28 protein-coding genes are annotated in these 24871 nt (G+C 44.3%); 16 read left to right on the top strand and 12 right to left on the bottom strand.

Annotated elements, in window-relative coordinates; genetic code table 11:
- Positions 1–10: 10 nt before the first annotated feature.
- Positions 11–3067 (bottom strand): DNA polymerase I, encoded by a 3057-nt coding sequence (gene polA / locus OSC7112_RS19180; protein ID WP_015177456.1) that lies wholly within the window; start codon positions 3065–3067, stop codon positions 11–13.
- Between the two features lie 158 nt (positions 3068–3225).
- Between polA and OSC7112_RS19175 the strand changes: the two genes are divergently transcribed.
- The 3 genes from OSC7112_RS19175 (at position 3226) to OSC7112_RS19165 (ending at position 5221) form a co-directional block, all read left to right on the top strand.
- Complete coding sequence (locus OSC7112_RS19175; protein ID WP_015177455.1) at positions 3226–3492, top strand: SPOR domain-containing protein; 267 nt, start codon at positions 3226–3228, stop codon at positions 3490–3492.
- 186 nt (positions 3493–3678) lie between these two features.
- Positions 3679–3945: a hypothetical protein gene (locus OSC7112_RS19170; RefSeq protein ID WP_015177454.1), complete on the top strand. Its 267-nt coding sequence runs from the start codon at positions 3679–3681 to the stop codon at positions 3943–3945.
- Positions 3946–4561: 616 nt separating this feature from the next.
- Positions 4562–5221, top strand: a complete 660-nt coding sequence (locus tag OSC7112_RS19165; RefSeq protein ID WP_015177453.1) for a response regulator transcription factor — start codon at positions 4562–4564, stop codon at positions 5219–5221.
- Positions 5222–5244: 23 nt separating this feature from the next.
- Here OSC7112_RS19165 and OSC7112_RS19160 read toward each other — a convergent pair whose 3' ends face one another.
- The gene (locus OSC7112_RS19160; protein WP_041622624.1) at positions 5245–7122 is read right to left on the bottom strand and encodes a sensor histidine kinase; all 1878 of its coding nucleotides are present in this window, start codon (positions 7120–7122) and stop codon (positions 5245–5247) included.
- A 479-nt stretch (positions 7123–7601) separates the two neighbouring features.
- Here OSC7112_RS19160 and OSC7112_RS41840 point away from each other — a divergent pair, with 479 nt between their 5' ends.
- Together OSC7112_RS41840 and OSC7112_RS19150 are read left to right on the top strand one after the other, a co-directional pair.
- The gene (locus OSC7112_RS41840; RefSeq protein WP_263053533.1) at positions 7602–7727 is read left to right on the top strand and encodes a hypothetical protein; all 126 of its coding nucleotides are present in this window, start codon (positions 7602–7604) and stop codon (positions 7725–7727) included.
- A gap of 241 nt (positions 7728–7968) precedes the next feature.
- Positions 7969–9435, top strand: a complete 1467-nt coding sequence (locus tag OSC7112_RS19150) for a J domain-containing protein (protein ID WP_015177450.1) — start codon at positions 7969–7971, stop codon at positions 9433–9435.
- A 47-nt stretch (positions 9436–9482) separates the two neighbouring features.
- Here the strand turns inward: OSC7112_RS19150 and OSC7112_RS19145 are convergent, their stop codons facing one another.
- From OSC7112_RS19145 to OSC7112_RS19135, 3 genes are all read right to left on the bottom strand, one after another.
- Complete coding sequence (locus OSC7112_RS19145; protein ID WP_015177449.1) at positions 9483–11183, bottom strand: putative bifunctional diguanylate cyclase/phosphodiesterase; 1701 nt, start codon at positions 11181–11183, stop codon at positions 9483–9485.
- Positions 11183–13555 (bottom strand): PAS domain S-box protein, encoded by a 2373-nt coding sequence (locus OSC7112_RS19140; protein ID WP_015177448.1) that lies wholly within the window; start codon positions 13553–13555, stop codon positions 11183–11185. The genes OSC7112_RS19145 and OSC7112_RS19140 overlap by 1 nt, the downstream gene beginning before the upstream one ends.
- 686 nt (positions 13556–14241) lie before the next feature.
- Positions 14242–15438 (bottom strand): WD40 repeat domain-containing protein, encoded by a 1197-nt coding sequence (locus tag OSC7112_RS19135; protein WP_015177447.1) that lies wholly within the window; start codon positions 15436–15438, stop codon positions 14242–14244.
- 297 nt (positions 15439–15735) lie between these two features.
- Between OSC7112_RS19135 and OSC7112_RS19130 the strand changes: the two genes are divergently transcribed.
- From OSC7112_RS19130 to OSC7112_RS19120, 3 genes are read left to right on the top strand one after another with little or no spacing between them, the layout of a single operon-like run.
- The gene (locus OSC7112_RS19130) at positions 15736–16110 is read left to right on the top strand and encodes a DUF1257 domain-containing protein (RefSeq protein WP_015177446.1); all 375 of its coding nucleotides are present in this window, start codon (positions 15736–15738) and stop codon (positions 16108–16110) included.
- Positions 16111–16156: 46 nt separating this feature from the next.
- The gene (locus OSC7112_RS19125; protein WP_015177445.1) at positions 16157–17017 is read left to right on the top strand and encodes a DUF6920 family protein; all 861 of its coding nucleotides are present in this window, start codon (positions 16157–16159) and stop codon (positions 17015–17017) included.
- Positions 17001–17225 carry a hypothetical protein gene (locus tag OSC7112_RS19120; RefSeq protein ID WP_015177444.1) on the top strand — a complete coding sequence of 75 codons (225 nt, stop codon included), beginning with the start codon at positions 17001–17003 and terminating at the stop codon, positions 17223–17225. The genes OSC7112_RS19125 and OSC7112_RS19120 overlap by 17 nt, the downstream gene beginning before the upstream one ends.
- On the opposite strand, the gene OSC7112_RS19115 is transcribed toward OSC7112_RS19120, so the two are convergent.
- From OSC7112_RS19115 to OSC7112_RS19105, 4 genes are read right to left on the bottom strand one after another with little or no spacing between them, the layout of a single operon-like run.
- Positions 17213–17560, bottom strand: coding sequence for a type II toxin-antitoxin system PemK/MazF family toxin (locus OSC7112_RS19115; protein WP_015177443.1), 348 nt, complete (start codon positions 17558–17560; stop codon positions 17213–17215). The genes OSC7112_RS19120 and OSC7112_RS19115 overlap by 13 nt on opposite strands.
- Positions 17560–17766: a hypothetical protein gene (locus OSC7112_RS19110; RefSeq protein WP_015177442.1), complete on the bottom strand. Its 207-nt coding sequence runs from the start codon at positions 17764–17766 to the stop codon at positions 17560–17562. Before OSC7112_RS19110 ends, OSC7112_RS19115 begins: the two co-directional genes overlap by 1 nt.
- 23 nt (positions 17767–17789) lie before the next feature.
- Complete coding sequence (locus OSC7112_RS35955; protein WP_015177441.1) at positions 17790–17945, bottom strand: type II toxin-antitoxin system HicB family antitoxin; 156 nt, start codon at positions 17943–17945, stop codon at positions 17790–17792.
- A gap of 53 nt (positions 17946–17998) precedes the next feature.
- Positions 17999–18511 carry a helix-turn-helix domain-containing protein gene (locus OSC7112_RS19105; RefSeq protein WP_015177440.1) on the bottom strand — a complete coding sequence of 171 codons (513 nt, stop codon included), beginning with the start codon at positions 18509–18511 and terminating at the stop codon, positions 17999–18001.
- Positions 18512–18798: 287 nt separating this feature from the next.
- Between OSC7112_RS19105 and OSC7112_RS19100 the strand changes: the two genes are divergently transcribed.
- The 3 genes from OSC7112_RS19100 to OSC7112_RS19090 all read left to right on the top strand — a co-directional run bounded on the left by OSC7112_RS19100 (position 18799) and on the right by OSC7112_RS19090 (position 20765).
- Positions 18799–19287 carry a hypothetical protein gene (locus OSC7112_RS19100; protein ID WP_015177439.1) on the top strand — a complete coding sequence of 163 codons (489 nt, stop codon included), beginning with the start codon at positions 18799–18801 and terminating at the stop codon, positions 19285–19287.
- 64 nt (positions 19288–19351) lie between these two features.
- Positions 19352–19651 (top strand): hypothetical protein, encoded by a 300-nt coding sequence (locus tag OSC7112_RS19095; protein WP_015177438.1) that lies wholly within the window; start codon positions 19352–19354, stop codon positions 19649–19651.
- Positions 19652–19883: 232 nt separating this feature from the next.
- On the top strand, positions 19884–20765 hold the full coding sequence (locus OSC7112_RS19090) for a hypothetical protein (protein WP_015177437.1): 882 nt from the start codon (positions 19884–19886) through the stop codon (positions 20763–20765).
- 256 nt (positions 20766–21021) lie between these two features.
- Here the strand turns inward: OSC7112_RS19090 and OSC7112_RS19085 are convergent, their stop codons facing one another.
- Both OSC7112_RS19085 and OSC7112_RS19080 read right to left on the bottom strand, forming a co-directional pair.
- Positions 21022–21630 (bottom strand): Uma2 family endonuclease, encoded by a 609-nt coding sequence (locus OSC7112_RS19085; protein WP_015177436.1) that lies wholly within the window; start codon positions 21628–21630, stop codon positions 21022–21024.
- Between the two features lie 5 nt (positions 21631–21635).
- A complete protein-coding gene (locus tag OSC7112_RS19080; protein ID WP_041622622.1) occupies positions 21636–21908 on the bottom strand; it encodes a helix-turn-helix domain-containing protein in 273 nt (90 codons plus the stop codon).
- A 124-nt stretch (positions 21909–22032) separates the two neighbouring features.
- On the opposite strand from OSC7112_RS19080, the gene OSC7112_RS19075 reads away from it, so the two are divergent.
- The 5 genes from OSC7112_RS19075 (at position 22033) to OSC7112_RS19060 (ending at position 23465) form a co-directional block, all read left to right on the top strand.
- On the top strand, positions 22033–22278 hold the full coding sequence (locus OSC7112_RS19075; protein WP_015177434.1) for a hypothetical protein: 246 nt from the start codon (positions 22033–22035) through the stop codon (positions 22276–22278).
- Positions 22260–22457 (top strand): hypothetical protein, encoded by a 198-nt coding sequence (locus tag OSC7112_RS38385; protein WP_150111561.1) that lies wholly within the window; start codon positions 22260–22262, stop codon positions 22455–22457. The genes OSC7112_RS19075 and OSC7112_RS38385 overlap by 19 nt, the downstream gene beginning before the upstream one ends.
- Before the next feature lie 41 nt (positions 22458–22498).
- Complete coding sequence (locus OSC7112_RS19070; RefSeq protein WP_015177433.1) at positions 22499–22699, top strand: hypothetical protein; 201 nt, start codon at positions 22499–22501, stop codon at positions 22697–22699.
- Positions 22700–22785: 86 nt separating this feature from the next.
- Positions 22786–23121, top strand: coding sequence for a DUF433 domain-containing protein (locus tag OSC7112_RS19065; RefSeq protein ID WP_015177432.1), 336 nt, complete (start codon positions 22786–22788; stop codon positions 23119–23121).
- Positions 23118–23465: a DUF5615 family PIN-like protein gene (locus OSC7112_RS19060; protein WP_015177431.1), complete on the top strand. Its 348-nt coding sequence runs from the start codon at positions 23118–23120 to the stop codon at positions 23463–23465. Before OSC7112_RS19065 ends, OSC7112_RS19060 begins: the two co-directional genes overlap by 4 nt.
- 191 nt (positions 23466–23656) lie before the next feature.
- On the opposite strand, the gene OSC7112_RS19055 is transcribed toward OSC7112_RS19060, so the two are convergent.
- Positions 23657–24865 carry a hypothetical protein gene (locus tag OSC7112_RS19055; RefSeq protein ID WP_015177430.1) on the bottom strand — a complete coding sequence of 403 codons (1209 nt, stop codon included), beginning with the start codon at positions 24863–24865 and terminating at the stop codon, positions 23657–23659.
- Between the last annotated feature and the right edge of the window lie 6 nt (positions 24866–24871).

Here is a 24871-nt window from a genome sequence, read left to right as displayed (position 1 = left end):
TTTCTCTGTTTTATTTAGTTTCCATCCAATTTTGCCCAGCGTGGATGTCAACTATCAGCGGTACGCTAAGTGGCAGAGCATTTTCCATCGCAGTTCTAATTTTCGGTTGCAATTCTCCCCATTCATCGGGAGGCACTTCAAAGATTAATTCGTCGTGAACTTGCAGCAGCAGCCGCGCCTGATAGTTTTGCAAAATTTTGTGTACCTCAATCATGGCAAGTTTAATGATATCAGCACTAGAGCCTTGAATGGGAGCGTTGGCTGCCGCCCGCAAAGATTGGGCGTCATCTCTGCTGAGAGATTTAAGTCGATCGGAGTGAATGTCTTGGGGATTGCGACCTTTTAAGTCCCGGAGGCTTTCGCTCTCGAAGTTCAAGTAGCGACGGCGGCCGAGTATTGTGGTAACGTATCCGAGGGCGATCGCCTCTTTTTTTACTTTCTCCAAATATTCAAATACTTTACTGTAACGCTGGTTAAATCGTTCAATAAACTTTTTACCGTCTGCTGAAGTTTTGCCCATCGATCGCCCAAACTTGATCGCCCCCATACCGTAAATTACCCCAAAATTAATCGTTTTGCCAAACCTGCGCTCGTCTGGAGTTATTTCTTCCTTTTCAAACAACAGTTGAGCCGTCACGGTATGCACATCTCGGTTATTTTGATAAGCTTCAATTAACACAGGTTCCTGACTCAAATGAGCCAAAATTCGCAGTTCAATTTGAGAATAGTCAGCCGACACCATCAGCCAACCTTCTTCCGGCAAAAAAGCCTTGCGAATTTGCCGCGAAAACTCGGTACGGATGGGAATATTTTGTAAATTTGGATTAGAAGAAGAAAGCCTTCCCGTACCCGTTGCAGTTTGGTTGAAATCTGTATGCACTCGCCCGGTATCCGCACGCACTAACTGCGGCAAAGCATCCACATAAGTTGATTTCAACTTGGATAATGTTCGGTGTTCTAATAAATCGTCTACAATCGGGTGGTCTCCTTGCAATTTATCCAATACAGCCGCGTCTGTAGAGTATCCCGTCTTAGTTTTGCGAGACTTTTTCTGAAACTCATCGGGGATTTTTTCTAACAAGATTTCGCTGAGTTGTTTTGGGGAACCTAAATTAAACTTTCTCCCCGCTGCTTGATAAGTTTTTTCTTCTATTTCTTTTAAGCTCTTTTCTAGCTGCTGCGACAGTTGTTGCAGGTAAGCTGAATCAATGCGAATTCCGCAGTATTCCATTTCTGCTAAAACTGGTTCTAGGGGCTGTTCTACTTCCAGCAGCAACCCCTCCAAAGTTTTTTCGGGAAAGCTAGTTTTATCAGCTTCCTTCAATTCTGCTCTAAGTTTACCTACTAACTGAAATGTAGTGTAAACATCCATGCCGCAGTAGTCGGCTACCGCCAGAATACTGATGTCAGCAATTGTTTTGTTTTTCGGTACTAATTCATTGTAACTTTTGGCGACAATGCCTAAGTATTTCCTTGACAATTCGCTGAGGCTGTGGCTATTTTCTGGATCGAGTACGTAACTGGCTAGCATGGTGTCGAAGACGACTCCGGCTAGTTTGATTCCCTGACAGCGCAGGATCGATCGATCGAACTTAGCATTTTGCAGCGCCTTGGGATAATTCTCGCTTTCCAAAATCGGACGCAAAGCATTTAAAACTGTGGCTTTGTCTAAGTTTTTGCCCGTTTTGTGTCCGGTTGGGATATAAGCTACATCTTGTTCACCAGTTCCCCAACAGCAGCCAATTCCGACTAATTCGGCGTCTCGCGGCTCGATGGCGGTAGTTTCGGTATCCCACGCCACGGGTGAGGCTTTGTCGGTGTATGTTTGCAGGAGTTGGACTAATTCGTTTAACTGTTCGGTTGTTTGAATTATTCGGGGTTTAATTGGCAGTTTATTTTGCTGCTGGGCGGCTAGGGTTTCTTCGGGACTAAAAAACCACAAGTCATCGTCTTCGTCTTCTGAACTTTTAGAAGTTTGAGGTGACTTATCTATTGTGGGGTGGGCATCTTGCCCGCCCTTTGCCACAGGCAAGATGCCTGTGCCACTGTCGGTTGAATTGATTGTGGGGCGGGCATCTTGCCCGCCCTTTGCCACAGGCAAGATGCCTGTTCCACTGTCTGTCAATGGCTCTTCTGTGCCACCAAAACGCTTTTGAATTTGTTTTACTTTCCCTAAAAATGTCTTAAATTCCAATTTTTCCAGCATGGGAATCAAGGCTGATTCGTCAAAACCTATAAGCTGGCAATCTTCTAAGTTGATTTCTAATGGCACGTCTTGGACAATTGTCGCCATGCGTTGAGAATGATAAGCAGCTTCTTTGCCTTCTTCTAGCTTTTTCTTAGTTGCTCCTTTAATCTCGTCGATGGCTGCATAAATGCCGTCGAGGGAATTGTAAGCTTCCAGCAATTGCAGGGCGGTTTTGTCGCCGATGCCTTTGACTCCGGGGATGTTATCGGATTTGTCGCCACACAAAGCTTTGTAATCTATTACTTGTTCGGGCAAAATACCGAGTTTGGCTTTGACTTCTTCCGGGCCGTATTCTTGGGATTTGCCTTTGCCCGATCGCCTGAGCTCATCGGTACTCAAATACAATACGCTGATTTGTTTTTCGGTTTCTACTAATTGAAACAAATCTCGATCGCCCGTGAGGATTTTGACCTGATAACCGGCCGCGCTGGCTTTGTTTGCCAAAGTTCCCAAAACATCGTCCGCCTCGTAGCCCGGAGCAGTTATGGCAGGTAAATTCAAATAGCTGAGCAATTCTTGCAGGTTTTTGATATCTGGGATAAAATCTTCGGGAGTTTCCGCACGACCGGCTTTGTAAGTTTCGTCGGCTTCGTGGCGAAAAGTGGGCGTGGCGAGGTCAAAGGCGATCGCCATGTACTGGGGGTCGTGGGCGGCCATGACTTCCAGCAGCGACTTGAGAAAGCCAAAACAGACGCTGGTGGGAATGCCCGTCGTAGTTCGCAAGCCTCCGTCTCGACTTTTGGCAAAGGCGAAGTAGGAGCGGAAGGCCAGAGAGTGACCGTCAACTAGGATGAAGGTGGGAGCTTGATTTTCCGACACAGACACAGATCCCGATCGCGCGAAAGTATTTTCTCATTGTAGCTATAGCAGAAGACGGACTTGCGTAAACACGCAATATTATTTGCGCTTACTCCCCTATCAACCGGAAGACTTGAATGACAGAATCAAACTATCAACTTTACAAACAGGTCTGAATCATGAAGAAGGTAATGGTTGCGCTGATCTCTCTAGCTACCCTTGGGCTTGGCATTGCTGTTCCCCTCCAAGCCAATGCTCAGCCTACGAAGCCAACAACAAAAGTTGCGCTTCAATCCCAACGTCACCATGAATACCGCGTCCAGTATCACCGCGCCAATCAAAAAAAATGGATCAATGCTGGAACTTTCCGAACTCGTGTATCTGCTAACAAACAGGTTCAAAAACTAGAGCATAAAGGTTATAAAGCCAGAATTGTAACTCTGTAGTCTTACACAATAGAGGGAGAAAATATGCCATTAATAATTTGCCGCTTTGTCCAGAGTGGAGGTCGAGTTTTCTTCTTCTGAGACGGACTTGCGTAAACACGCAATATTATTTGCGCTTACTCCCCTATCTACCGAAAGACTTGAATGACAGAATCAAACTATCAACTTTACAAACAGGTCTGAATCATGAATAAGGTAATGGTTGCGCTGATCTCTCTAGCTACCCTTGGGCTAGGCATTGCTGTTCCCCTCCAAGCCAATGCTCAGCCTATGAAGCCAACAACAAAAGTTGCGCTTGAATCCCAACGTCACCATGAATACCGCGTCCAGTATCACCGCGCCAATCAAGAAAAATGGATAAATGCTGGAACTTTCCGAGATCGTGTAGCTGCTAACAAAGAGGTTCAAAAACTAGAGCATAAAGGTTATAAAGCCAAAATTGTAACTCTGTAGGCTTACACAATAGAGGAGGGAGAGAAAAGGCGAGTAGCACTCGCCTTTCCCCTCCCTCACGATTATCATTATCAGTAACACCTCGCGTTATACAGCCAGTCTAAATAGTCGCGAAAACGAGTCTGCTGAAGAAATGATAAAATAGTTATCAAAAAACTGGGTTGAAAACCCCGTCCTAAAAGGACGGCTTCAATTTCTTAAATCCATTCCTAAAAATTAGGGAATTCCTGGTATTTGTGGTATACTAGAATAGTCAAGGTTAAACTCCTTCGCCATCGTGAAACAGGGACTCAGACACACTTTTAGGCGTAAACCGGGGGACAAAGAGCGGCGAAAACTCTTAAAACAGCTAGAGGCTTAATAAAGTCTCACAACCAGAAAAACAAACAATTTACTTTTGTTAGGTAGGGTAGGGCATACCCAAACTCTAGGTCAATATCCTAGTACGCTTTTGGAGATAGACCCTCTGGGGCGGGTGCGAATCAGACTCGTTAATTGGTAGGATTTCTACGGTTAAAAGGTTTGAGTATTGCCGTAAGGACGCAACACTTAAAGGTCAGTCGCTGAATTAAGAATCCCCATCCTTTAGGTTGGCGAGTGTCAAGGCGGTCAAACTATGAGTTCTCAAACACAACGCTTTCTGGTCATTGAGGATCACCCTGAAGTCGGTCAAAATAATTGTGAATTTTTGAGGATGATAGAGCCTCAGTGTTCCTGCATTATTCAGGAAACCCCTGAAGAGGGGATTGAGCAACTCAAGCAAGAGAACATAGATTTAGTAGTAGTTGACTTACAATTTGGGACTTTGACAGGCGAGGAGTCAGCCAAGCCTGGTTTAGCGCTACTAAACCACATTTTTGAGCATCACCCTCTGTTAAATGTTCTCGTCTATACCAGCGAACCAAGCTATTTAAGGCAAGTCCTCAAGCAAATATTTGAACATCAAGGGGGATTTGCTGTCGTTAATAAAATGGAAAGACGGAATGCTTTTCTAGAAGGAGGTCGTAGTGCTTTAGCCGGACAGTGTAAGATTCCTCGTAATTTAATGAACGAAATGCCCTTGACTGATAAGGATAGAACGGTACTGGACTTGTTATGCAACCAAGCCCTTACGGATCAGGCAATTGCAGATCGGATGCACATATCCCTCAAAACAGCTCAGAACTACGTCCAGAGTCTCAAAGCAAAACTGAATGTCGATCAGCTTGACGGTCAACTTACTAATACCCGAATCGCAGTTTGCATGGAGGCAATTAAACGTAGGTTGATCGGATAGTTATACCCTTCTTTGTTATCATGTTATGGGGTGTCAATCGTCCATTCTAGTGTTACCCGCATCCCACCTTCTTCTAATTGAACCCTTTGCCAAGCCCCATTTGGGATCTCAGCGGCAATAGTTTTCATCAGTTTAGTGCCATATCCACCACTACGACGTTTCTTGTGAGGAATATCTAATAAGATAGGGGTGAGGCTAGTTCCATTATTCTCGATCGCTAATCGGCACTGATGATCTTTTTGAGTAAGCGAGACTGAAACTTGCGTTGCCGATCCGTTTGGAGGTTGGGCATGACGAATCACATTAGCGATCGCTTCTCGAAAAAAGCGAAATATATCCTCTCTCGAATCAATCCAAGCACTATCAGATTTGGGTTCTCGCAGGGGTTGTAGATGCTCTTTGACACTCAAGGTTAATTCTCTTGAGTTAATCAGTTTTTGGAGCCATTGGTGTATCCCCCGATCGAGTCCATCTTGCAATTCTGGTGTAATCTCTAGCTTTTCTGCAATTGTCCGTGTGCTGCTGAGCTGATTGCGAAGCGCAAGCCCAACTGCTTCTAATCGATCTAAGATTGAGTTCATCAGGGGAGATGGATGACTGAGGGCTAGAAGTTCAATACTATCCATAGCCAATTTGAGTTCTTGAAGTGGGCCATCATGAATGTCTGTTGCAACTCGATGGAGGAGTTTCCGCGATTGCAACAGAATAGCTTGTCGCTCAGCTAATTTCTGCTGTTGTTGGATAGACTGCCTGATAATTGAATAAATGGCTACACCTGAACCTGTTCCTACCCAACCTAAAATTGGGATGGATAATGGAATAATTAACCCTCGATAGAACAAGATAAAACTTAAACCTACATAGCTTCCTACCAAGATCGTAAGAAACCCGCCAACCAGCCTATAAACAGGTATAAGTTTATGCTTTTTGCCTTGGCTAAGTATATATAGGCCGATCGAGTCAAGACCCAAAGTTGTGATGATGTAGTCATACCAATTCGGGATTCTTGTCAGAAATGAATGGGTCATCAAACTAGCTATTTGATTAGCTTCTACTTCTGCAACAGACATCTCCCCAAAAGGAGATAGTTCTCGATAGGTTTCAGATCCTTTCCCTTCGGGAAGATCGATTAATACAAGTTTATCATGGAGCTTCTGAAGAGATTGGCGGTCAAAAGAAGGATGACAGTGTTCTCTCTCTAGCTGAGAGGAAGGACATTGAAAATCAAGCTCAATACTAGGAAATCTATCACCCGAACCCCAGAAGTTTATTTGAAAAGATACAAGAGTTTGTAAATTGGTGATATTTTGAAAACCTCTGATATTTCCTGAGTTCATATAGAATTTTTCTAATGCCATCGTTGCCACAGATTTAACCTTATGATGTATATTAATATCTGGATCGTCTTCATAGCTAAAATTGGAAAATAGCTCGGCTTTTCGAGCTGGGCTGTCTAAGCTTTGTGGATGTGCTGCATATCTGAAGTAACTTACTATCTGCTCTGGGCGAATAGAAGGATTGATACTTTCATTGTCGAAAGGAAGTAAATTATTATAATTATTTAGCACGGAATTTTCGGATGGCAAGTTGCTTGAACGAGCCACCAAAACAATCTGGTTTGAATATTTACTAATCAACTCTTGAAAGGGATGTTCTAACTGAGGAGCTGTATCAACATCAATGTACTGGCTCATTTGATCTGGCAAATTTATGACTACAAGCTTTGCACCACTGTTGATTAAGGTTTTCACTAAATTTGCATAGAAAATATTCAGTTTATATAAGTTATGAAAGTTATATCCTAAAATTGCAGGCTGCTTGATTTTAAGCAGGAGAATTTCCTCGGGCAGACGCCTTGGTTTATGCAGTCTTATTAGACTATCCTGAATGTCCAGCTCCATTTTATTGAGAATAGGTAAGTTGCTAGATACTGCACAGTAAAATAAGCTCCAAACAGTTATTAAGCAAAGACCTATTGCTGGACGATATCTGACAGTGTTCATTCTATCTTTCCATTATTTATTTGTTCTGTGCAGCCGATAGAAAATTGTTTGCTTGGGTCGGATTCGGTTTAAAGTTACACACAAATCTTGTGAACACTTTCTAAACCGCCAATGAGCCAATTTTGTACTAATCGTTCCATTAGAGATAGCACCATTCAAATGAAACCCGTATATAGATCTGACATGATTGCCCTCAATTTCTAGTTTCAGTTTAACCGAGCCTCCTTGTCCAATACCATCAGTAATTCGTCCAGCACCAATCCAGACTTGGGTTGCTGTGGCAGGGGTATTTAACAGACTCAATAAAAGTAAGGTTTGGCATACAATACGAGATGCAAAAGGAAGCATGAGCCATTTATTCTTAGTTCAATAGTACAATGCTGACATTTGCCTTTGAGGGCGATTTTTCTTCTCCAGTATATAGCACTTCAGAGTTGGGTGAGGTACAGCTAAATAGCTGTAAAGCTTATAGAACCTATTTGGGCTTTCTGACGATCGGCTAAGATCGGAAAAAAAATGTCGTACTCCGGCAGCTTAACCGATCGAGAGTGGGAACTCATCGAGCCATTATGACCCCGAAACAAGAAAACCAGACCGCCTACTCAGTCAAAGAGAGAAATCTTGGATGTTATCTTCTATGACTCGCAAGCGGTAAACGCACGGGTGGTCAGAAACCGAGTTTTTTGCATCATACTTCGTTACAGCTTGCAGAAACGGTAAAAAACCCGGTTTCTGAAGGTTGTGATGCGTAAGTCCAAATCTCAAATCTCAAATCTCAAATCGGCTTACTGTGCAGCTTGGCTGAGAATAGTACAAGATGTTAAGTACGATTCCCTACGGGATAGCTTCGCTTCACGCGAATTTACAAACACCTGCCCCAAGCCTATGGCTGACATTAATCGATGCTACGAAATCCTCGAAATTGAGCCGGGAAGTTCCCTAGAAGAAATTAAGCGCGCTTACAGGGATTTAGCGTTTGTGTGGCATCCCGATCGCTTTGCCCACAACGATCGCCTGCAACAAAAAGCTCAACAGCGATTAACAGAAATTAATGAAGCTTACCAGCAGTTGGTGTTGTTTCTGAGTCAGCCTGAATCATCGAGGTCGATCGAAAAACAGTTTCAGCAGCCACCGCCGCCTGCGCCGGAAAAACCGCTGAGAAGGCGTTCTGGAAAATCAGCCGCCAGCCCTGGTTCCCAGCGCCGTCAAACCCGCCCAAAAGCCGCCTCCAAAAAATTTCTCACTCAAAAAAACTCTTCCAGCAAGAAACGATTTACCACTCAAAATCGCCAAGCGTGGCGGGGCACAAAGCAACCTGGGCGAAGCGTTGCGAGGGAAGCACGGCCATCTCAAAACTATCGAAAGCTTACCTCGAAAAGGAAAACAGAATTTTCAACTCAATACTCAAAACCGCGAAGCGCGCCGAGGGAAGTGCGGCCATCTCAACACTATTCCAGCTTCCCTGGGTGGCCGCTGGCAATCGCCGTGGCGAGTTACGCTTTGACGGGTTGGATTTTGACGGTATCAGTCGCCCCGCTGTGGATGTGGGCTTTAATCTGCGGTGCAGATTGGCTGTGGGCCGCGATTTTGCTGGCGGAGGGTTCGGCAACGCCTAGAGTGTGGCTGGCGGCGTTAGTTTTGGCTGGGGCGGTAGGGGGATCGATCGCCGGTTTTCAGGCGGGAGGAATGGTAACAGGGGCTGCTTGGGGCGCAGTTGGTGCTGGTTTGGGGGCGATCGCCAGTTCCGACGCAGAGTCTCGGGCTGTGGCTGCTGTGTTGGCTGTAGGGGGAGTGGTGACAGTGGTGGGATTGCTGGCGGGAACGGGTTCTGGGAATTGGGTTAAGGCGTTGGTGGCGGCCGTGTGTTGGGCGATTGTCGGCTTGACGTGCGGGCTGGCGACGGAAGTAGGCGTGAATTCTGGCGGCCCCGTCGGGCTCTCTGGTGCGATCGGGCTGGGGATCGGGGCGTGGGCGGGGGCTTTTGCTGGGGCGGGTTCGGGGGCGATCGTCCAAGCCTTGGCTATCGCCGGGTCTAAGACTGTTTATGGGGCTTGGGCTGCGATCGGGATTATTGCTGGAGTTGTGGCGCGGATGGTAGCTGCAGAAAGGTTGAGCCACAACTCCAGCGGGCTTTATACGTTTATCCTGTTGGTGGCTACTTCCGGTTTTGGGCTGTGGCTGGGAAGTTGGTTGGGCGATCGTATCTTTTAAATTAGTCATCAGTCATCAGTCATCAGTCATCAGTCAACAGTCAACAGTCAACAGTCAACTATTCCGGAGGATTGCAACCGGAATCGATCTAAATTCCAGCACTTATCGCTTTTCAGCAGCGCTTCAAACTCAGCCCTTGGCAAAGCCTGACTGAAAAGATAGCCTTGAATTTCGTCGCATTCGTGCTCGCACAAAAAATCAAGTTCCTGCTTATTTTCTACCCCCTCAGCCACCACCGTCATGTTCATGCAGTGTGCCATTTGAATAATCGCTATTGTAATCGCTGCATTTTGGCGATCGTCTGCAATATCGCGAATAAAACTCTTGTCAATTTTGATCGCATCAAACGGAAAGCGTTTCGGATAACTCAAAGAAGAATATCCAGTCCCAAAATCATCAATTGCTATCCTAATCCCCATATCTCTCCACACCATCAAAGCTTTAGCTGCTGCAATTTCGTCTTGCAAAACCAGACTTTCCGTCAGTTCTAATTCCAAACACTTGGGATCGAGATCGGTTTCTGTTAATATCTCCCTGACTCTTTCCGTGAAATTTTTGCGCTCAAATTGACGGGCTGACACATTAACTGCCACTCGCAGGGGCGATAAACCTGCTCTTTGCCATGTTTTATTTTGCCTGCAAGCAGTCTCTAATACCCATTCACCCAACGGTGCAATCAAGCCCATTTCTTCAGCCATTGGAATAAATTCTCCGGGAGAAACTCGCCCCCGTTCTGGATGATTCCAGCGCACCAAAGCTTCAGCCCCAATGATTTTACCTGTTTTTATTTCTATTTGCGGCTGATAGTATATTTCAAACTCTGAGCTTTTTAAAGCCTGGCGCAAGCAAGTTTCTTGAAGAAGTGTATTGATAAAAAAATTAGCATTCTTTGCTGTATAAAAATGATAAGTATTGCCGCCTTTCTGCTGAGATTGATACATTGCTATATAAGCATTTTTCAGCATTTCATCTCCGTCGGTGCCGTCCCCGGGATACAAGCAGATCCCCATACTAGCAGTGACATAGACTTCGCAATCTTTGACAATCATACCTTGGGATACAATATCTAAAATGTTTTGAGCAATCTTAGCCACATCCTGTTTGTCTGCAACTGGTTTGAGAATCAGCGCGAATTCTGCCGCTTCCAAACGAGCAACAATATTAATGTTTTCCATGCAGTTAGTTAGTCGCTGGGCGATGGTGCAAAGCACTGAGTCGCCGATATCGTGTCCCCAGGTACTGTTAATGCGGTTGATTTTATCTAAGCTAAGCGTGACAACTGGAACGACTCCTGACAATTCTTTTTGACCATCTAATACTAGACTTAACTTTTCTCGCAAAAATGAACGATTCGGCAGGTTGGTCAAGCTGTCATACTGATGTCGGTAAAATGCCAGTTGAATAGTTGTGTGCAAGTTTTTTTCTTCAAATGGCTTGACAATATAGCCGAACGGTTTTGTACTATTGACTCGCCGCAAAGTAGTTTCATCTGCATAAGCTGTCAGATAAACTACCGGAATTTGAAAGCGCAAGCGAATTTCTTCGGCTGCTGCAATGCCGTCGATTTCTCCTTGCAGGTTAACATCCATTAAAACTAAATCCGGGCGCAACTTGGCTGCCGATTCAATCGCTTCTTCTCCCGAATAGACCATGCCAGTTATTCTATATCCTAGAGATATTAAACAGTCGGAAATGTCTTCCGCAATGATACTCTCGTCTTCAACTATCAGAATTTTTTTGTTGGACACTAAATTTTCTCCTCAGAGTGCAATTTTGGTTGAGAAAAGGTTATTCTAAAAGTCGTGCCAGCAGTTTCTAAGAGTTCTATTCCCCCTCGAAGTTGCTTGACTAAAGACCCTACCAGTCGCAAACCCAAGGTTCGGGCTTTGCGATAATCTAAATCTTGAGGAAAACCAATTCCGCTGTCGCTCACGGTTAGCACGCAAACTCTGTTATTATCTAAAGTGAAATCTATGTTAATTTTACCTTTCACTTGCCCTTTAAAAGCATATTTGAGGGCATTTGTCACAAGCTCGTTGATAATTAACCCGCAAGGAACTGCCGTATCAATATTGAGAGAACACGGCGCAATATTTGTTTGCAACTTGACGCCTTCTGCATGATTTTCATAAGCTTGGAATAAATTGTGGGCTAGATTTTGGATGTATTCAGCAAAGTCAATGTTTGACAAGTCTTTGGATTGATACAATTGTTCGTGAACCAGGGCCATCGATCTGACTCGGTTTTGACTTTCTTTTAACATTTCACTAACGCGGCTGTCTTGGATGTAGCGGGACTGAAGTTTGAGCAAACTGGAAATAACTTGGAGGTTGTTTTTGACGCGGTGGTGAATTTCTTTGAGGAGAACTTCTTTTTCTGCGAGGGATGCTTTGATGCCATCTTCGTCGCGCTTGCGATCTGTAATATCCCGCACTACTGCTTGAATTACTTTTCGTCCGTTAATTTCCATTGCATTTAACAGCACTTCAGCAGGAAATTCTGAACCGTCGAGTCGTTTGTGTACCCAGTCAAAGCGACAGCTACCTGTTTGCATTGCTGTCGATATTCTCTGTATTGCTAGACTGGATGAGTCTTGTCCGCTAGGCTGAAATTGTGGGGAAAAGTCGCTCATTTTCTTGCCGTAAAAATCTTTGGTGTTGCTACAGCCAAATATTTTTAAGGTAGCGGGGTTGCAGTCAAAAAACTCCTTTTCGTCAAGCAACATTACTGCGTCGCTGGTGGCTTCATAAAGGCTGCGAAATTTGTGTTCTGATTCTTGCAGCGAGCAGATCAATTGGTTTTTGAGAGCTTCTGCACGCTTGCGGTCGGTAATGTCTATTCCTACAGAAACTGCTGCGGTTCCCTGATGATATTTCTGAGCTACTATCAAATAGTTGCGGACGAAACCGTTAATTTCTATTTCTATTTCTTGGCAGGTTTGCTGAGATGAAGTATCAAAAAAAATTCGGATCAGTTCTCCGAAAGTCGAGCCTTTGTCGAGAAAGTTGATTTCTTGACCGACAAAGCTTTCAGGAGACAGGTTGAATGAGGTTGCTAAGTGCTGGTTGACTCCGATATACCGCAAATCTGAACCGATCCAAGAAATCAGTCCGGGTACGGCATCCAAAACGGCGCGAAGTTGGTCTGTAGCTTCTTGGAGTGCTTCTTCCGATCGCTTGCGATCGCTAATATCTGTCGCCGTTCCGCACAAGCCTAAAATAGCGCCGTTTTCAGCTTGGTTGACGATGCTGTTGACGCGCAGGTGAACGGGAGTACCGTCTTTGCGAATGTGTACTGTTTCGTAAGGAGAATTAGCGGTGTGTGGCTGAATTCTGGTTCTTGCTAAAAGTTGGGCAAATATTTCTCTTGGTCTGCTTTCTCGATCGGGAACTAAAAAATCGGTGAAGCTGCGTCCGATCATTTCTGGCGGTTCGTAACCGTAGATGCGTTTGGCGGCGGAATTGACAAAAGTCAAGAGGCCTTCAATATCGATCGACCAAATCAATTCTTGGGAGGTTTCTACGAGGTTGCGGTACTTTTTTTCGCTTTCAGCAAGTGCTGCATTGAAGACTGCCGTCTGCTGCTGCAGTCTCTCTTCTAATTCTTGATTTGCTGTTTCCAGAGTTGCGATCGACTGGTCGCGCTCGGTAATTTCAGTAGAAACACCAACTGCGCCGACAACTTCGCCGTTTCCATCTCGCAGGGCTGCCGATCGAATTTCGTGAATAAAATGCTTCTCTCGGACGTTCCAAGTGCGATCGTTTCCTGCTATTACCTCAGCAATATTTTCTAAGACATCTGGCTGGCTGCTGTAAACTTCAAAAATCGATCGCCCGACAGTTGCACCTGGTTTGAGTCCCAAATTTTCTAATCCTTTCCCTGCTGCAAGAGTTAACTTGCCGTCTCTGTCGGTTGCCCACAGGAAAACGGGGGCACAACTGACGGCGGCCTGAAGGGTTTCGTTGGCAAGTTTTAGCCGATCGATTTCTGCGTGAAGCAGATCCTGGGTGGTGTTTAATTCTACCGTTAGTCGATCGGCTTTTTGCTGCCAACTGGCAGCAGTATCGCACATTTCTGCGAGATTGCGGGAACGACAGATGGATTGGTTGCAGTGTGACATGGTTACTCTAGGGCGCACTTTATATTTAACCCCAGCCTATCTTTTAAGCATAAACTTTTTAAGTCAAATATTACAATTAGCATGAATACCCATCCGACCGCGATGCGATATTTTCAAGTTACTTTAAAGGATTCAGAAATTGCGGCTCGCTCAGGCTTTCGGGCGACAGTTCACAATTTGATAATAAGCTGAATAAGGCCTACCAGTCGGTATTTTTACGGTCACTATTTGTAGTATTGCAAAAACAAGTTCCGCAATCTTCGGCTTGTACAAGAACTGGGATTGTAAGTTTATTATATTTGTTTGCGTAGATTCACGCACCGAGGAAGAGGGAATCGGGACATATTAAACAGTCCTGGACGCACTCTTAAAATATCATGTCCGGTCAATTACCAGTCATAAAAGGTGTTTGTAGTTAGGAAGTCCGTCCGATCGAGTTTTATGAGAATAGTCCTGAACGCAGGCTTGCCTTGCTAAACCGGGTTTATACGAAAAAAGCTCGGGTTGAGCGATCCAAAATATAATAATATCCTTTCCGCAGGCATCGGAATAATTTTTTTTGCAGTGGGGCGATCGCTAGACTTCAATTAATACCCGTAAATAAAAATACAACAGTAGACCCTGCTGCCAACCCATAGCCGAGCAGTCATTCCCAATTCTTCAATTTAAAATCTAAAATCTAAAATCTAAAATGGTATAACTCCCCAAATTTTGACAGTTTTGTCTATACTGCCGCTGATAATAGTTTCACCATCGCTGCTAAAAGTAAGACAAGTAATAGAGTTTTGATGTCCGCTGAGAGTGTGAATATGTTCGCCGGTACTGGCATTCCAAAATTTGATATTACCATCGGCACTAGCACTGACAACAGTGAGTCCGTCGGGACTAAAGGCGATCGCATTTATCGAGTTAAAATGCCCTGCCAAAGTGATTGAACTATCTGGATTCGATAGCTGCCGCAGTTGAATGTTTCTGTCCCAGCCGCCAGCCGCCAAAGTCTGCCCGTCTGGGCCCAAAGCCAGACAATTCGCGCAACCTTTAATTGTTTGGGAGCATTCTCTGCTGCGGAGGTTCCACAGTTTAATTGTACCGTCAGAACTGCTGCTAGCGAGAGTTTGTGCGATCGGGCTAAAAGCAAGACTAACAATTCCTGCTTTATGAGCTCCCCAAGTTAAAAGATTGCCAAAAGTACAGATTAACTTTCCCGTCTCTAAATTCCAAATTTTGATAGTAGTATCGGCCGAACCGCTGGCGATAACTTGACTGTCGGGACTGATGACAATTGCGCTAATTTCCGCTTCATGTCCGAGGGAAGTATGCCGCAATTCTCCTCCCTGCCAAATTTCGATCGCACGGTGTTTGGGAGTATTTCTGCTCCTTACAAAAACTTCGCTTTCTTTGCAAAGGACAAAAGTTTCTTGAGCGCGGGGATACTTGTCAACAGTATAGAGTATTTCTCCTGTATCTACATCGCAAATTCTAATTATTTTCCCGTGCAAACTCGCCGTGCGAGATCCTCCGGGACTAATCGCCAGATTTGTGCCTGTTTTGACAGTGCGGATACAGTCAAAAAGCTTGTAAGGCACGAAGTCTTTTAAAGCTTGACGCACTAGAGGTTCTGTCCTCGATCGCAAAATTAAATAAGCAACTCGCTGCACTTCTGCTGCGGGATCAAGCAGCGCCTCAATTGCTAAATTTAAACCAGCACCTCCGTATTTAGGAGCATCTTTAACAGCGGCAATCCGCGACTCGATACTAGGACTGTTGAAGCGCTGCTTGACTCCGGCGATGCCTCCCAAAACAGCGGCGGCGATCGGGATTTGACTTTGACCGCCGAGGACGGCATCATATTCTCTGGGTTGGTTAGAATTGTCGGACATCATACGATTTTAGATTTTAGATTTTGGATTTTAGATTTTGGATTTTGGATTTTAGATTTTGGATTTTAGATTGAAGAATTGGATGAGTAAAAAAAGCGAACTCACGCACTGATAAATCGGGGCAATTGTTATCGGATACCCTGTTTTAAATTTCTGCACAGATGAATCCGGCGGCTTGTAACCTGGCTGCTTTCGCTGACGCTCAAACCTGGTTTAATATCGCAACTTCTAACTTATTGACTGTTGCAGTTTATAGTATTATAATCAAATCAGCGTTTCACACAAAAATCCGAAAGTGATATGTCACACTTCACAACGATCAAGGTTCAAATCAAGAACGGCGAACTGCTGCATCAAGTGTTGGAAGAGTTGGGTTATCAAGTAGAGTGCAATGTGCAGGTACGGGGTTATCGGGGTGACAAAACTAATGCGGAGTACGTGATTCGGCAATCCAACGGTTACGATTTGGGTTTTCGCCGCAGCGGAGAGGATTACGAATTGGTGGCGGATTTTTGGGGCGCTCGAATTAACCAGCAGGAATTTGTCAATTTAATTAGTCAAAAATACGCGCGCAAAAGTTTGATGGCGGCGGTGCAGTCAGAGGGTTTTCATGTAGAAGAAGAGGAAACTTTGGCAGATGGAACGGTGAGAGTTGTAGTGGGTCGATGGGTTTAAGACTCGCCCTGGATTAACTCGTTTTTAGCTATCAAGAGGAATCACCGTGTGGCGATCGCCGATCGTACTAATCATCCTGGCGCTGGTAGTTGGCATTGTTGGGGCGATCGCCCTGGGAGCATACCGCTGGCATCTGGGTACCAAGGAACTGCGAGCCAATCTGGAAGCTGCGCGCTTGCCGATTAAACCTCTGACATTTGATGCGCGGGAAATCGCCGATTTACCCCAGCCCGTGCAGCGCTACTTTCGCGCGGCGATCGAGGATGGACAACCGCTAATTGCAGCAGCGCGGGTTTCCCACGAAGGCACGTTTAACATGAGCGAAACCGCAGAAAAATGGAGCGCCTTCACCTCAACTCAACTGGTAATTACTCAGCGCCCTGGCTTTGACTGGGACGGGCGAATTGCCATGATGCCCGGTATCAATGCGTTCGTTCATGATGCCTACATTTCTGGCGAAGGCATCCTCCATGCAGCGCTGCTGGGCCTGGTGACTCTGGCGGATATCCGCGGCACTCCAGAAGCGGCACTTGGGGAACTGATGCGCTTTTTCGCGGAGGCGGCTTGGTATCCGACGAGACTGCTGCCGAGTCAAGGTGTTCGCTGGGAGGCGATCGACAATTCTTCGGCCAGAGCAACGCTACAGGATGGCGACACCCCTGTTTCCCTGGATTTCCGCTTTGATGAAGCAGGGCTAATCGCCAGTATTCGCGCCGAAGCCCGCGCCCGTACAGTTAACGGGGGGCTGGTGTTTGCGCCCTGGATTGGCCGCTTCTGGGACTACAAATTGCGAGACGGTATGCGGATTCCGCTCTCCGGTGAGGTGGCGTGGCAACTGCCTGATGGCTCGCTATTGCCCTACTGGCGCGGCCGCATCACGAATATTGCCTATGAGTTTGCACGATGATTCTAGTTTGTGTTGTGAAGTTGCTTTGCGATTGTTAGATGAGTACGATCGCGCCGATCGCCAGTGGATAGATACTCTACGAGTTAAGATAGATGCTGCTGTTGCCATGTCCGAACATACTCCACCGATTGATGGCGAAACTTTTATTGCAGGGATTTGCGATCGTTTCCGGCAAGCACGCGAGAGTAAACAAGGCTATACTAATTGAAATGCTTGTATGATAGTTGCATTCAATTCCTGCATTTGCTGACTTCCTAACTCGCCCAATCGTCTCAGTATTAATCTCTGTTCAAGACTGACAATCCGAGTCACTCTTACTTTAGAAGATACTTTTAATCCCGTGCTGGGAAATTCGGAATCTGAAGCATTTAAAGCAAATTCATCTAAACTTAGGGTAGTGACATTTTGCGAAGAAATGAAGCAGATCGTAATTTCATCTATGGTTGAAATTGCCCACAGCACTAAAGCCGGACGTAACTTTTTCTGACTCAAATCTGTAAAGGGAAATTCAGCTAAAACAATATCTCCTTTTTTTAGCTTCACTAAATTGGCTCTCCATCTTCAAGGGTGTAAATATCAGGTTCGTCGTCCAGGAATTGAAATGCTCCTCCGCTTTGGGCTAACTGGGTTATTTCGACAGTAGAAGGATAGGGGATGTTATTAAATAGTTTTGCTTTTATTAGCAATTGCTCGTCTTCTGAGAGTGTCTGGATGATTTGTACTAAGGATTCAATGAGTTTTGTGTTCATCGCTGAAAAGAGCTGGGGATATTTTATTTTACTTCAACAAGGCAACCTTCGATCGCTTCATAGAGGTTTTGCAGCAATTCCTCAAAAGTTTCTCCCTCAGTTGCACAGCCAGGAATAGCAGGAACTTCTGCCCAATATCCGCCTTCTTCTGCTTCGTGAATAATAATTTTGATTTTCAATTGATTCTCCTAATTTCTTTTCAAAACTTACCTTTTCATTACTGTAGGAGACTTTACTCCTCCAAGTTCACCTGTTTAACCTGTTCTAAAGGTATATCTAGCGCTTCTGCAATTTGTTCGTCGCTCAAGCCAAACTGCCGTAATTTATCTATTGTTTCAATCTTAGTTTGATTTATGGTTTCCTCCTGCAAGTCGCGATTTTCCGGCTGAGTTTCATCTGGGGTAGAAGTAGAGGGATTAGGGCAATTATTGACGTAGCTAATTCTGTTATTTTGAAAATTATTATTTTTGCCCAGATTTATATTCTGATTTATCTGTCTTTCTATAACGGATTCAAGATTACTTTTCTTAACGGGTTCGCTAAACACCTCAGATAACATTTGCAAAAGCTCGTGACTAGCCTTTTTAACGTGCTGGGAACTATAACCATAAGTTTCTGCAACATCAGTATACTTTTTACGATTCAGTATTCCCGTGATAATTTTGCGCTGCAAGTTGTTTAGATGTTTGCCTGTCGTGGCGCAGACAGCTTCATCGACAAATTGCAATATCTGAGGACTGTCCATAGGTTGGATGGTGAGATAATTTTAGTTACTATAGCAAACTTTTTCCAACTTTTTGCAACTTTTGGGGCAGCGCATCCGAATTTTAGGAAGTTCCCACTTTTTCCAACTTTTTTTATGGACAATTTTTGGGTGATCGGTATAGTATGGATGAGTCTGCCATCAGCATCCTACTAGAGTTTTTGCAAATCACCTTAAACCATTTTCTAGCTAAGCCTTCACGCTGCTTGTTACTTCGTCAGCAACCATGATTTTACTGTACCACAAATTAACTCTCGAAAAGTTCGGAAATGCAGTTGGCGGCGATGTATGGATATTTAAGGCCTGATAAAAATTCGTTAGAAGGAAGCAACTCTGTGAAATCTAAGTGGACTGTTTATATCGGTATTTTGCTCTCTGTCTTGGCTATTATAGTAGCTGTCACCACTCCCGAAGTTCGTTATGGTTTGGGACTTGAGACTAATCCATCTCCTAAAAATGCTGAAATCAAAGAGGTTCTTGCTCCTAAAGATGCTGAAATCAAAGAGGTTCCTGTCATCGTTAGAACTGAATCTTCAGCACCTCTTGCAGGTGTTAACGTTGAATTCACATCTCAGAGAGGAATAGCCGCGACAGCAGTTACTGAGTCAAATGGCTACGTCATGGTGAAAATACCTAGCACAAGAGATTTACAAATCACGCTGAGGAAAGAGGGATTTGAAACAATTAGTGAGATAGTAGATCTAAAAGGAGGTTCAGTCGTAACAAAGACATATATATTAAAAAAAAAAACAAGCTGATTTAGGAAATTGCAAAGCAGACAGTTGCACAGGACGTGCTCCAAAAAATCTTTGCGATCAAGATATGAGTATTTACACTACCGAACTCGTTAGTTTTCCAGAGTTAGGGGAAAAGTTCAAGAATCTGAATCTTGAGATAAAATACTCCGCTAAATGTCATGCTCGTTGGGTCAAACTGCCAACCGTGCCTGGTGCAACTATTTACTTTGAGGGCAAAGATAAAAAACGATTCCAGCCTCTGCGTATGCAAGATGATTATCCAGAACCTCAAGTTACGGGTATGTTGTCTGCAGACATAACAGATATTCGAGCTTGCGTAAGTCGTCCAGGAAAAGAGCCTCTATGCACAGGTTTGGTCAAATAAAGATGGTCGATCGCCCTTAGTTTTTTTAAAGAGCGATCGACTGCTTCTATGTTTGTGAAGCCTATCTAATTAAACCCTTTGCTAGCTTAGATTTTACGCTACTTGTTGCCCCGTCAGCAGCCATAACTTTCCTGTATAACAAATTAATTATCGGAATGTTCGGAAATGCAGTTTGCACCGATGTATGGATATTTAAGGCACGATCAAAAATTAGTTATAAGGAAATAACTCTATGAACTCTAGGTGGACTGTTTATATTGGTATTTTGCTCTCAACTTTAGCTATTATAGTAGCTGTCACCACTCCCAAAGTTCGTCAAATTTTCGGATTTGAAACTAATCAGTCTTCTAAAGATGCTGAAATCAAAGAGGTTCCTGTCATCGTTAGAACTGAATCTTCAGCACCTCTTGCAGGTGTTAACGTTGAATTCACATCTCAGAGAGGAATAGCCGCGACAGCAGTTACTGAGTCAAATGGCTACGTCATGGTGAAAATACCTAGCACAAGAGATTTACAAATCACGCTGAGGAAAGAGGGATTTGAAACAATTAGTGAGATAGTAGATCTAAAAGGAGGTTCAGTCGTAGCAAAGGCATATATATTAAAGAGTACCTCAAAGAGTACCTCATTCTCAACACCGCCAATATCTGCTGATAAACCAACTCCAGTCCCTGTTGGTGCTACTCCTACGGGACTTTCACCCACTCAAATCTCTGCAAAGGAGCCGAAGCCACCAAAAGTCGAGTGTAAAAATTTTGGTGGGACCTTAGCCAATGAGGGTGAATACACAGATATAATTCCTGTTGCAAATAAAGCTGCAAAACCAGTATCAAGATTCTATATTACTAGAAACAGTCCTCGGTCGATTGTGTGTGAAATTCAGAAAAATTTTGGTGAGCTTCCTTTAGCATATGCCTTACCTGAAAATTCGGAATTGGATAGCATAGTAGCTAAAATATACGTTGACGGAAAGTTACGAAAGAATATTGATTTAAATCGTGGTGAAGCATTGAGAGAAAACATAGACATCACAAATGCTTCCACATACAAAGTGGAATTTACTGTGACAGATAAGTCCGACAAAAGTGACTATATTTATGTTCTTCAAAAGTAGCATACTTATCTAACCAGAAGCTAAAAGTAAACAGTTTGTAACTACAAAGGCGATCGCCCTAACCAGAAAACCCAAGTGTGATCGCCCGCAACTACCAAATCGTTTCAACATTAGGAATATCATACCGCCGCGCGATCGCATCTTAGTTGCGATCGCGCGGCAATTGCTCGATCGCCTGGATGATGCAACTATCAGTCAAACAACCGGACTCACTATTGAGGATGTGCGTTGCGATCTGCTCGAAATTAGAGCCAAGTTATCCACCTGCTTTCAGCCACCCAAAAACCTGCTCCACTGTCAAATCTAATGTTAAAAAACTTGGCACGGGCAACCGATCTTGTCCCGTTAACTCAACTGGTTCTCGTCCGGGAATAAATGCTAAAATAAACCGTTCCTCTGGATCGACTAACCATCCGAGCTGAGTCCCGTATTTCAAACAGTGTAAAATATTACTAATCACCTTAGTTGCTTTCTGGTCTGGAGATAAAATTTCTACTGTCCAGTCGGGATGAATTTCAAAAGAATTCGGAACTTCGCCATCCGCTTCAAAAGTGATTCTATCCCAAGCAAATACTGTAGCATCAGGTACAATAGAACGCCCGCCAAAAGTACACCGCAATTCAGGAAAAGCAAGAGCAATTCGTTCTGTTTCCCCAACTAGATTAACAGCGTTGCAAAACTTGAGTTGCAAACGAGAATGTTTGCCTTGAGGCATAATCTTTTGGTGAATGCGTCCGTTAATAAATTCACTCGCAGGTTGAGTTTCCGGTAGTTTGAGGAAAGCTTCGAGAGTGAGAGAAATGGGAAGTGCTGCTGTCATCGCTTTGAATTCGGTGTCATTGCCACTCTGCCATAATTTTATCATTAACTCTATTCTGTGTTTTTAGACCGATCGACCTCACCCTCACTCTCATCCTCCAAAATCTCACCCAAATAGCGCCGCACAAACTCCCGCGCTGCATCTATATCGAGCAACTTTAACGCCGCAACCATCTTCACAAGCGTCTCTCCAGTTGGATCTATCAACTCATTAAACCAACGATAGACAACAGAACTTCGCACACCCATTGCGCTCGCCAATTTGTTTTGGCTAATCCCATAGGTGTCCAGCACATCTCTCAAAACTCGACCAGTTTTTCCCATGCACCTCATGATGCCAAGGGAAGCCCCAACTGTCAATCACTACATATGTGTAGTGATTGCGATCTGATTGTACTAACTACACAATATGTAGTGATTAGTTGATTTTGAAGATGAGGACTTTCCAATGGCTAAAGACTTTCTAACCGAACCACCCAACGACACCCAACAAGAGGCAGAGCCCACGGACGATCGAGAAAACCGGGAACCCGTGCGTATCATGGTTGTTGGCTCCCGCCAAGGCATAACCGCCGTAGTAAATTGGCTGGTGCGACTAGGTTTTGCCCAAATGGCAGACTGGAGCGACTTGCAGCGTGCACCGAATACCGCCCAGTGGATGCGCGTGCTGACAAAATGGTTGCAGAAGAATTGAAGCAACTGACAAGTAGGGCGATCGCATTTCATCAACCTGATGTTTCGGAATCGTGCGATCGCCCGCAACTACCAAATCGTTTCAACATTAGGAATATCATACGGCCGCGCGATCGCATCTTAGTTGCGATCGCGCCACTCTTTGTAAAACTCCCCTGGAAGTTGCAATTACTACGTTAACCTACTACCGTTAACATAGACGCATCGTAGGAAAACAACCGATGACACTAACAGAATTACTCCCTACCATTAGACAACTGTCTGCGATCGAGAAACGAGAGTTAATCCGCATTCTAGTGGAGGAAGAGGATATCAGTGATGAACGGGCGTGGCAGGCTCAATTTGAAGCTACAACAGACGCTCAGTGGGATAGTCTAGCTGAGATAGTACGCCAGGAAATCGCTGCTGATATAATACTTTAAGTTCTAAGTATTAGGCTTAAGAGCGATCGCCCGTCAAGTTCGATCGACCTTCTGATACAATTAAGACAGCGAACGTTGAGGTTGCCATGACATTAGTAGTTGTAGCTGAACCTGCACCCATAGAAACTAATGCTGACGGTGTGGTGCGAGTGGGTAAAACTCGCGTGACTTTAGATACCGTCATTGCAGTCTTTAAGCAGGGAAGTACAGCAGAGGAAATAGTTTATCGTTATCCGTCACTCCGGTTGGCTGATGTGTATGCCACCATAGGTTTTTACCTCAATCACCAGCAGGAAGTCGAAACGTATCTGCAGCTTCGACAGCAACAGGCACAAGAGATTCGCAAGACGAATGAAGCAAGATTTGACCCGCAGGGATTGCGCGACAGATTAATGGCCCGCAAACAAGAGCGATCGGCATGAAATTCCTAGCTGATGAAAACTTTGACAATACAATTGTTAGAGGTTTGATGCGTCGCAAACCAGATATTGATATTGTTCGCGTCCAAGATGTGGGCTTATCCGGTGAAGATGACCCAATAGTGCTGGAATGGGCCGCCCAAGAAAATCGAATTTTGCTGACTCATGATGTGGCTACGATTACGCGCTATGCCTATGAACGTATGGCCGCAGGTAAGCCAATGTCAGGAGTTGTTGAAGTTACCTTCGATGCACCAATTGGTAGGGTAATTGATGATGTTCTGATACTTTTGGAGTGCAGCCTTGAGGGAGAATTGGCAGGACAAATTCAGTATCTCCCTTTATGATGAGTTGTAACGGTTTACTCTCCTCGCCTGGACGATGCAACTATCAGTCAAACAACGGGACTCAGTATTGAGGATGTGCGGAATTTGCGATCGCAATGAGATTTCTTTGCCAACAATAGACATCTCCAATAATTACTGTGGAACAGGCATCTTGCCTGTTCAAGACTATGTTTTTTGGAGATGTCTAATAATCACAACTGCAAAGTCCCAGACACCTTGGCATTTTTAACACTTGAAATCCGAATCAAAGACCCTGATTTTACAGCAATCTTAGGTTTCCATTCATAAACCCCATCGCTAGCCGCGCGGTTGGCTATGCTTTCAACCAACTTATTCTCTTGATACAGCTCAATCTTGACCTCATCCTGAATATTGTCTCTCCACAAAATCAAATAAGGTTTATTTGCTTCCACCTGCACTTTTCCTGCTGGTTGAGCCACCAATATTTTTGGTGAAGCTGTCTGAGATTTTCTATTCCTAAACCCTAAATAGTGCGGCAGTTCGCGAGTGGCAATATTATTTGCTTGAGGCAACATAATCTCCCCGATTTTAGGATTGAATAGATAAGTTGAGAGTCCGCCGTCGATCGTCACGATATCTCCTTTGACTCCGAATTCTCGCATTAACTTAGCTGCTGCATCTAAAGTCGCTTCATTAACTGTGATAATTGCCAGCAATTCATTACCCTTGCGACCATCTTTATCCAGCGTACCGATGACGTGATACCTATTTGCGGGATTTTTAGATATTAGTTTAGCTGGATGGTGTTTGTATTCGTAAGTAACAACTGCATTTTGGACTGCTTTTTGATTCAATGGCTTTCCTGTGTGCGGTTCGTAATTTGTGATATATGCTTCTCGATCGTTCCAGACCAAAGCTTTCAATCGAACATTTTTATACTGCCCATCTTTGGGTTTCTTGACGGGGCCGTAGATGCCGTTACCGCCAGTAATAACTTGACCGTTAAATTTGATAGGAAAAGATAGCTGCGTGCTGCGTTCGTATTGTTCAAAAAAAGAACAGTTTATGACGGAAAAAACATCGTTAGCGTAAAGCTTTTTGTATTCACCTGTAACTTCCGAGAATAACTTGCTCTTAAAGAAAGGACTGTAATATTTGTTTTCTCCCTGATAATACAATCCTTTATTGAAAGCCATCCGATCGACCTCTCCAATTAGCTGGTCTATTTGCATTTTTTCGACGTTAATAACTTGCAAATAAGCCAGATTTCCGTTGGGTAGTTGTTTTTTGTACAACTCTGCACCATCTCTGGTATCCACAGGTTGAAAATAACTGACTGGGCTGGGAAGTTGTTCGATCGCAAAATGTGCAACTGCTGCCACAATAGCAACAGCAAAAATCATCAAAAAAAACGGCAAGATTTTTTTGAGTGCGTTCATAAATAT

Source organism: Oscillatoria nigro-viridis PCC 7112 (assembly GCF_000317475.1).
GTDB lineage: Bacteria > Cyanobacteriota > Cyanobacteriia > Cyanobacteriales > Microcoleaceae > Microcoleus > Microcoleus nigroviridis.
Note: the sequence above shows the minus strand (reverse complement) of the source record. Positions and strands in the feature narration are given on the sequence as shown.

Bases quoted from the DNA above. Each gene is read 5' to 3' on its own strand.
- OSC7112_RS19160 (WP_041622624.1), bottom strand. From the start codon at position 7,122: ATGGAGCTGGACATTCAGGATAGTCTAATAAGACTGCATAAACCAAGG.
- OSC7112_RS19130 (WP_015177446.1), top strand. From the start codon at position 15,736: ATGTCACACTTCACAACGATCAAGGTTCAAATCAAGAACGGCGAACTG.
- OSC7112_RS19150 (WP_015177450.1), top strand. From the start codon at position 7,969: ATGCGTAAGTCCAAATCTCAAATCTCAAATCTCAAATCGGCTTACTGT.
- OSC7112_RS19080 (WP_041622622.1), bottom strand. From the start codon at position 21,908: ATGGGAAAAACTGGTCGAGTTTTGAGAGATGTGCTGGACACCTATGGG.
- OSC7112_RS19070 (WP_015177433.1), top strand. From the start codon at position 22,499: ATGACACTAACAGAATTACTCCCTACCATTAGACAACTGTCTGCGATC.
- OSC7112_RS19085 (WP_015177436.1), bottom strand. From the start codon at position 21,630: ATGATAAAATTATGGCAGAGTGGCAATGACACCGAATTCAAAGCGATG.
- OSC7112_RS19165 (WP_015177453.1), top strand. From the start codon at position 4,562: ATGAGTTCTCAAACACAACGCTTTCTGGTCATTGAGGATCACCCTGAA.
- OSC7112_RS19175 (WP_015177455.1), top strand. From the start codon at position 3,226: ATGAAGAAGGTAATGGTTGCGCTGATCTCTCTAGCTACCCTTGGGCTT.
- OSC7112_RS19110 (WP_015177442.1), bottom strand. From the start codon at position 17,766: ATGAACACAAAACTCATTGAATCCTTAGTACAAATCATCCAGACACTC.
- OSC7112_RS19065 (WP_015177432.1), top strand. From the start codon at position 22,786: ATGACATTAGTAGTTGTAGCTGAACCTGCACCCATAGAAACTAATGCT.
- OSC7112_RS19100 (WP_015177439.1), top strand. From the start codon at position 18,799: ATGCAGTTGGCGGCGATGTATGGATATTTAAGGCCTGATAAAAATTCG.
- OSC7112_RS19060 (WP_015177431.1), top strand. From the start codon at position 23,118: ATGAAATTCCTAGCTGATGAAAACTTTGACAATACAATTGTTAGAGGT.
- OSC7112_RS19120 (WP_015177444.1), top strand. From the start codon at position 17,001: ATGAGTTTGCACGATGATTCTAGTTTGTGTTGTGAAGTTGCTTTGCGA.
- OSC7112_RS19095 (WP_015177438.1), top strand. From the start codon at position 19,352: ATGAGTATTTACACTACCGAACTCGTTAGTTTTCCAGAGTTAGGGGAA.
- OSC7112_RS19140 (WP_015177448.1), bottom strand. From the start codon at position 13,555: ATGTCACACTGCAACCAATCCATCTGTCGTTCCCGCAATCTCGCAGAA.
- OSC7112_RS41840 (WP_263053533.1), top strand. From the start codon at position 7,602: ATGCTGACATTTGCCTTTGAGGGCGATTTTTCTTCTCCAGTATATAGC.
- OSC7112_RS38385 (WP_150111561.1), top strand. From the start codon at position 22,260: ATGGTTGCAGAAGAATTGAAGCAACTGACAAGTAGGGCGATCGCATTT.
- OSC7112_RS19170 (WP_015177454.1), top strand. From the start codon at position 3,679: ATGAATAAGGTAATGGTTGCGCTGATCTCTCTAGCTACCCTTGGGCTA.
- OSC7112_RS19075 (WP_015177434.1), top strand. From the start codon at position 22,033: ATGGCTAAAGACTTTCTAACCGAACCACCCAACGACACCCAACAAGAG.
- OSC7112_RS19090 (WP_015177437.1), top strand. From the start codon at position 19,884: ATGAACTCTAGGTGGACTGTTTATATTGGTATTTTGCTCTCAACTTTA.
- OSC7112_RS19055 (WP_015177430.1), bottom strand. From the start codon at position 24,865: ATGAACGCACTCAAAAAAATCTTGCCGTTTTTTTTGATGATTTTTGCT.
- OSC7112_RS19105 (WP_015177440.1), bottom strand. From the start codon at position 18,511: ATGGACAGTCCTCAGATATTGCAATTTGTCGATGAAGCTGTCTGCGCC.
- OSC7112_RS19135 (WP_015177447.1), bottom strand. From the start codon at position 15,438: ATGATGTCCGACAATTCTAACCAACCCAGAGAATATGATGCCGTCCTC.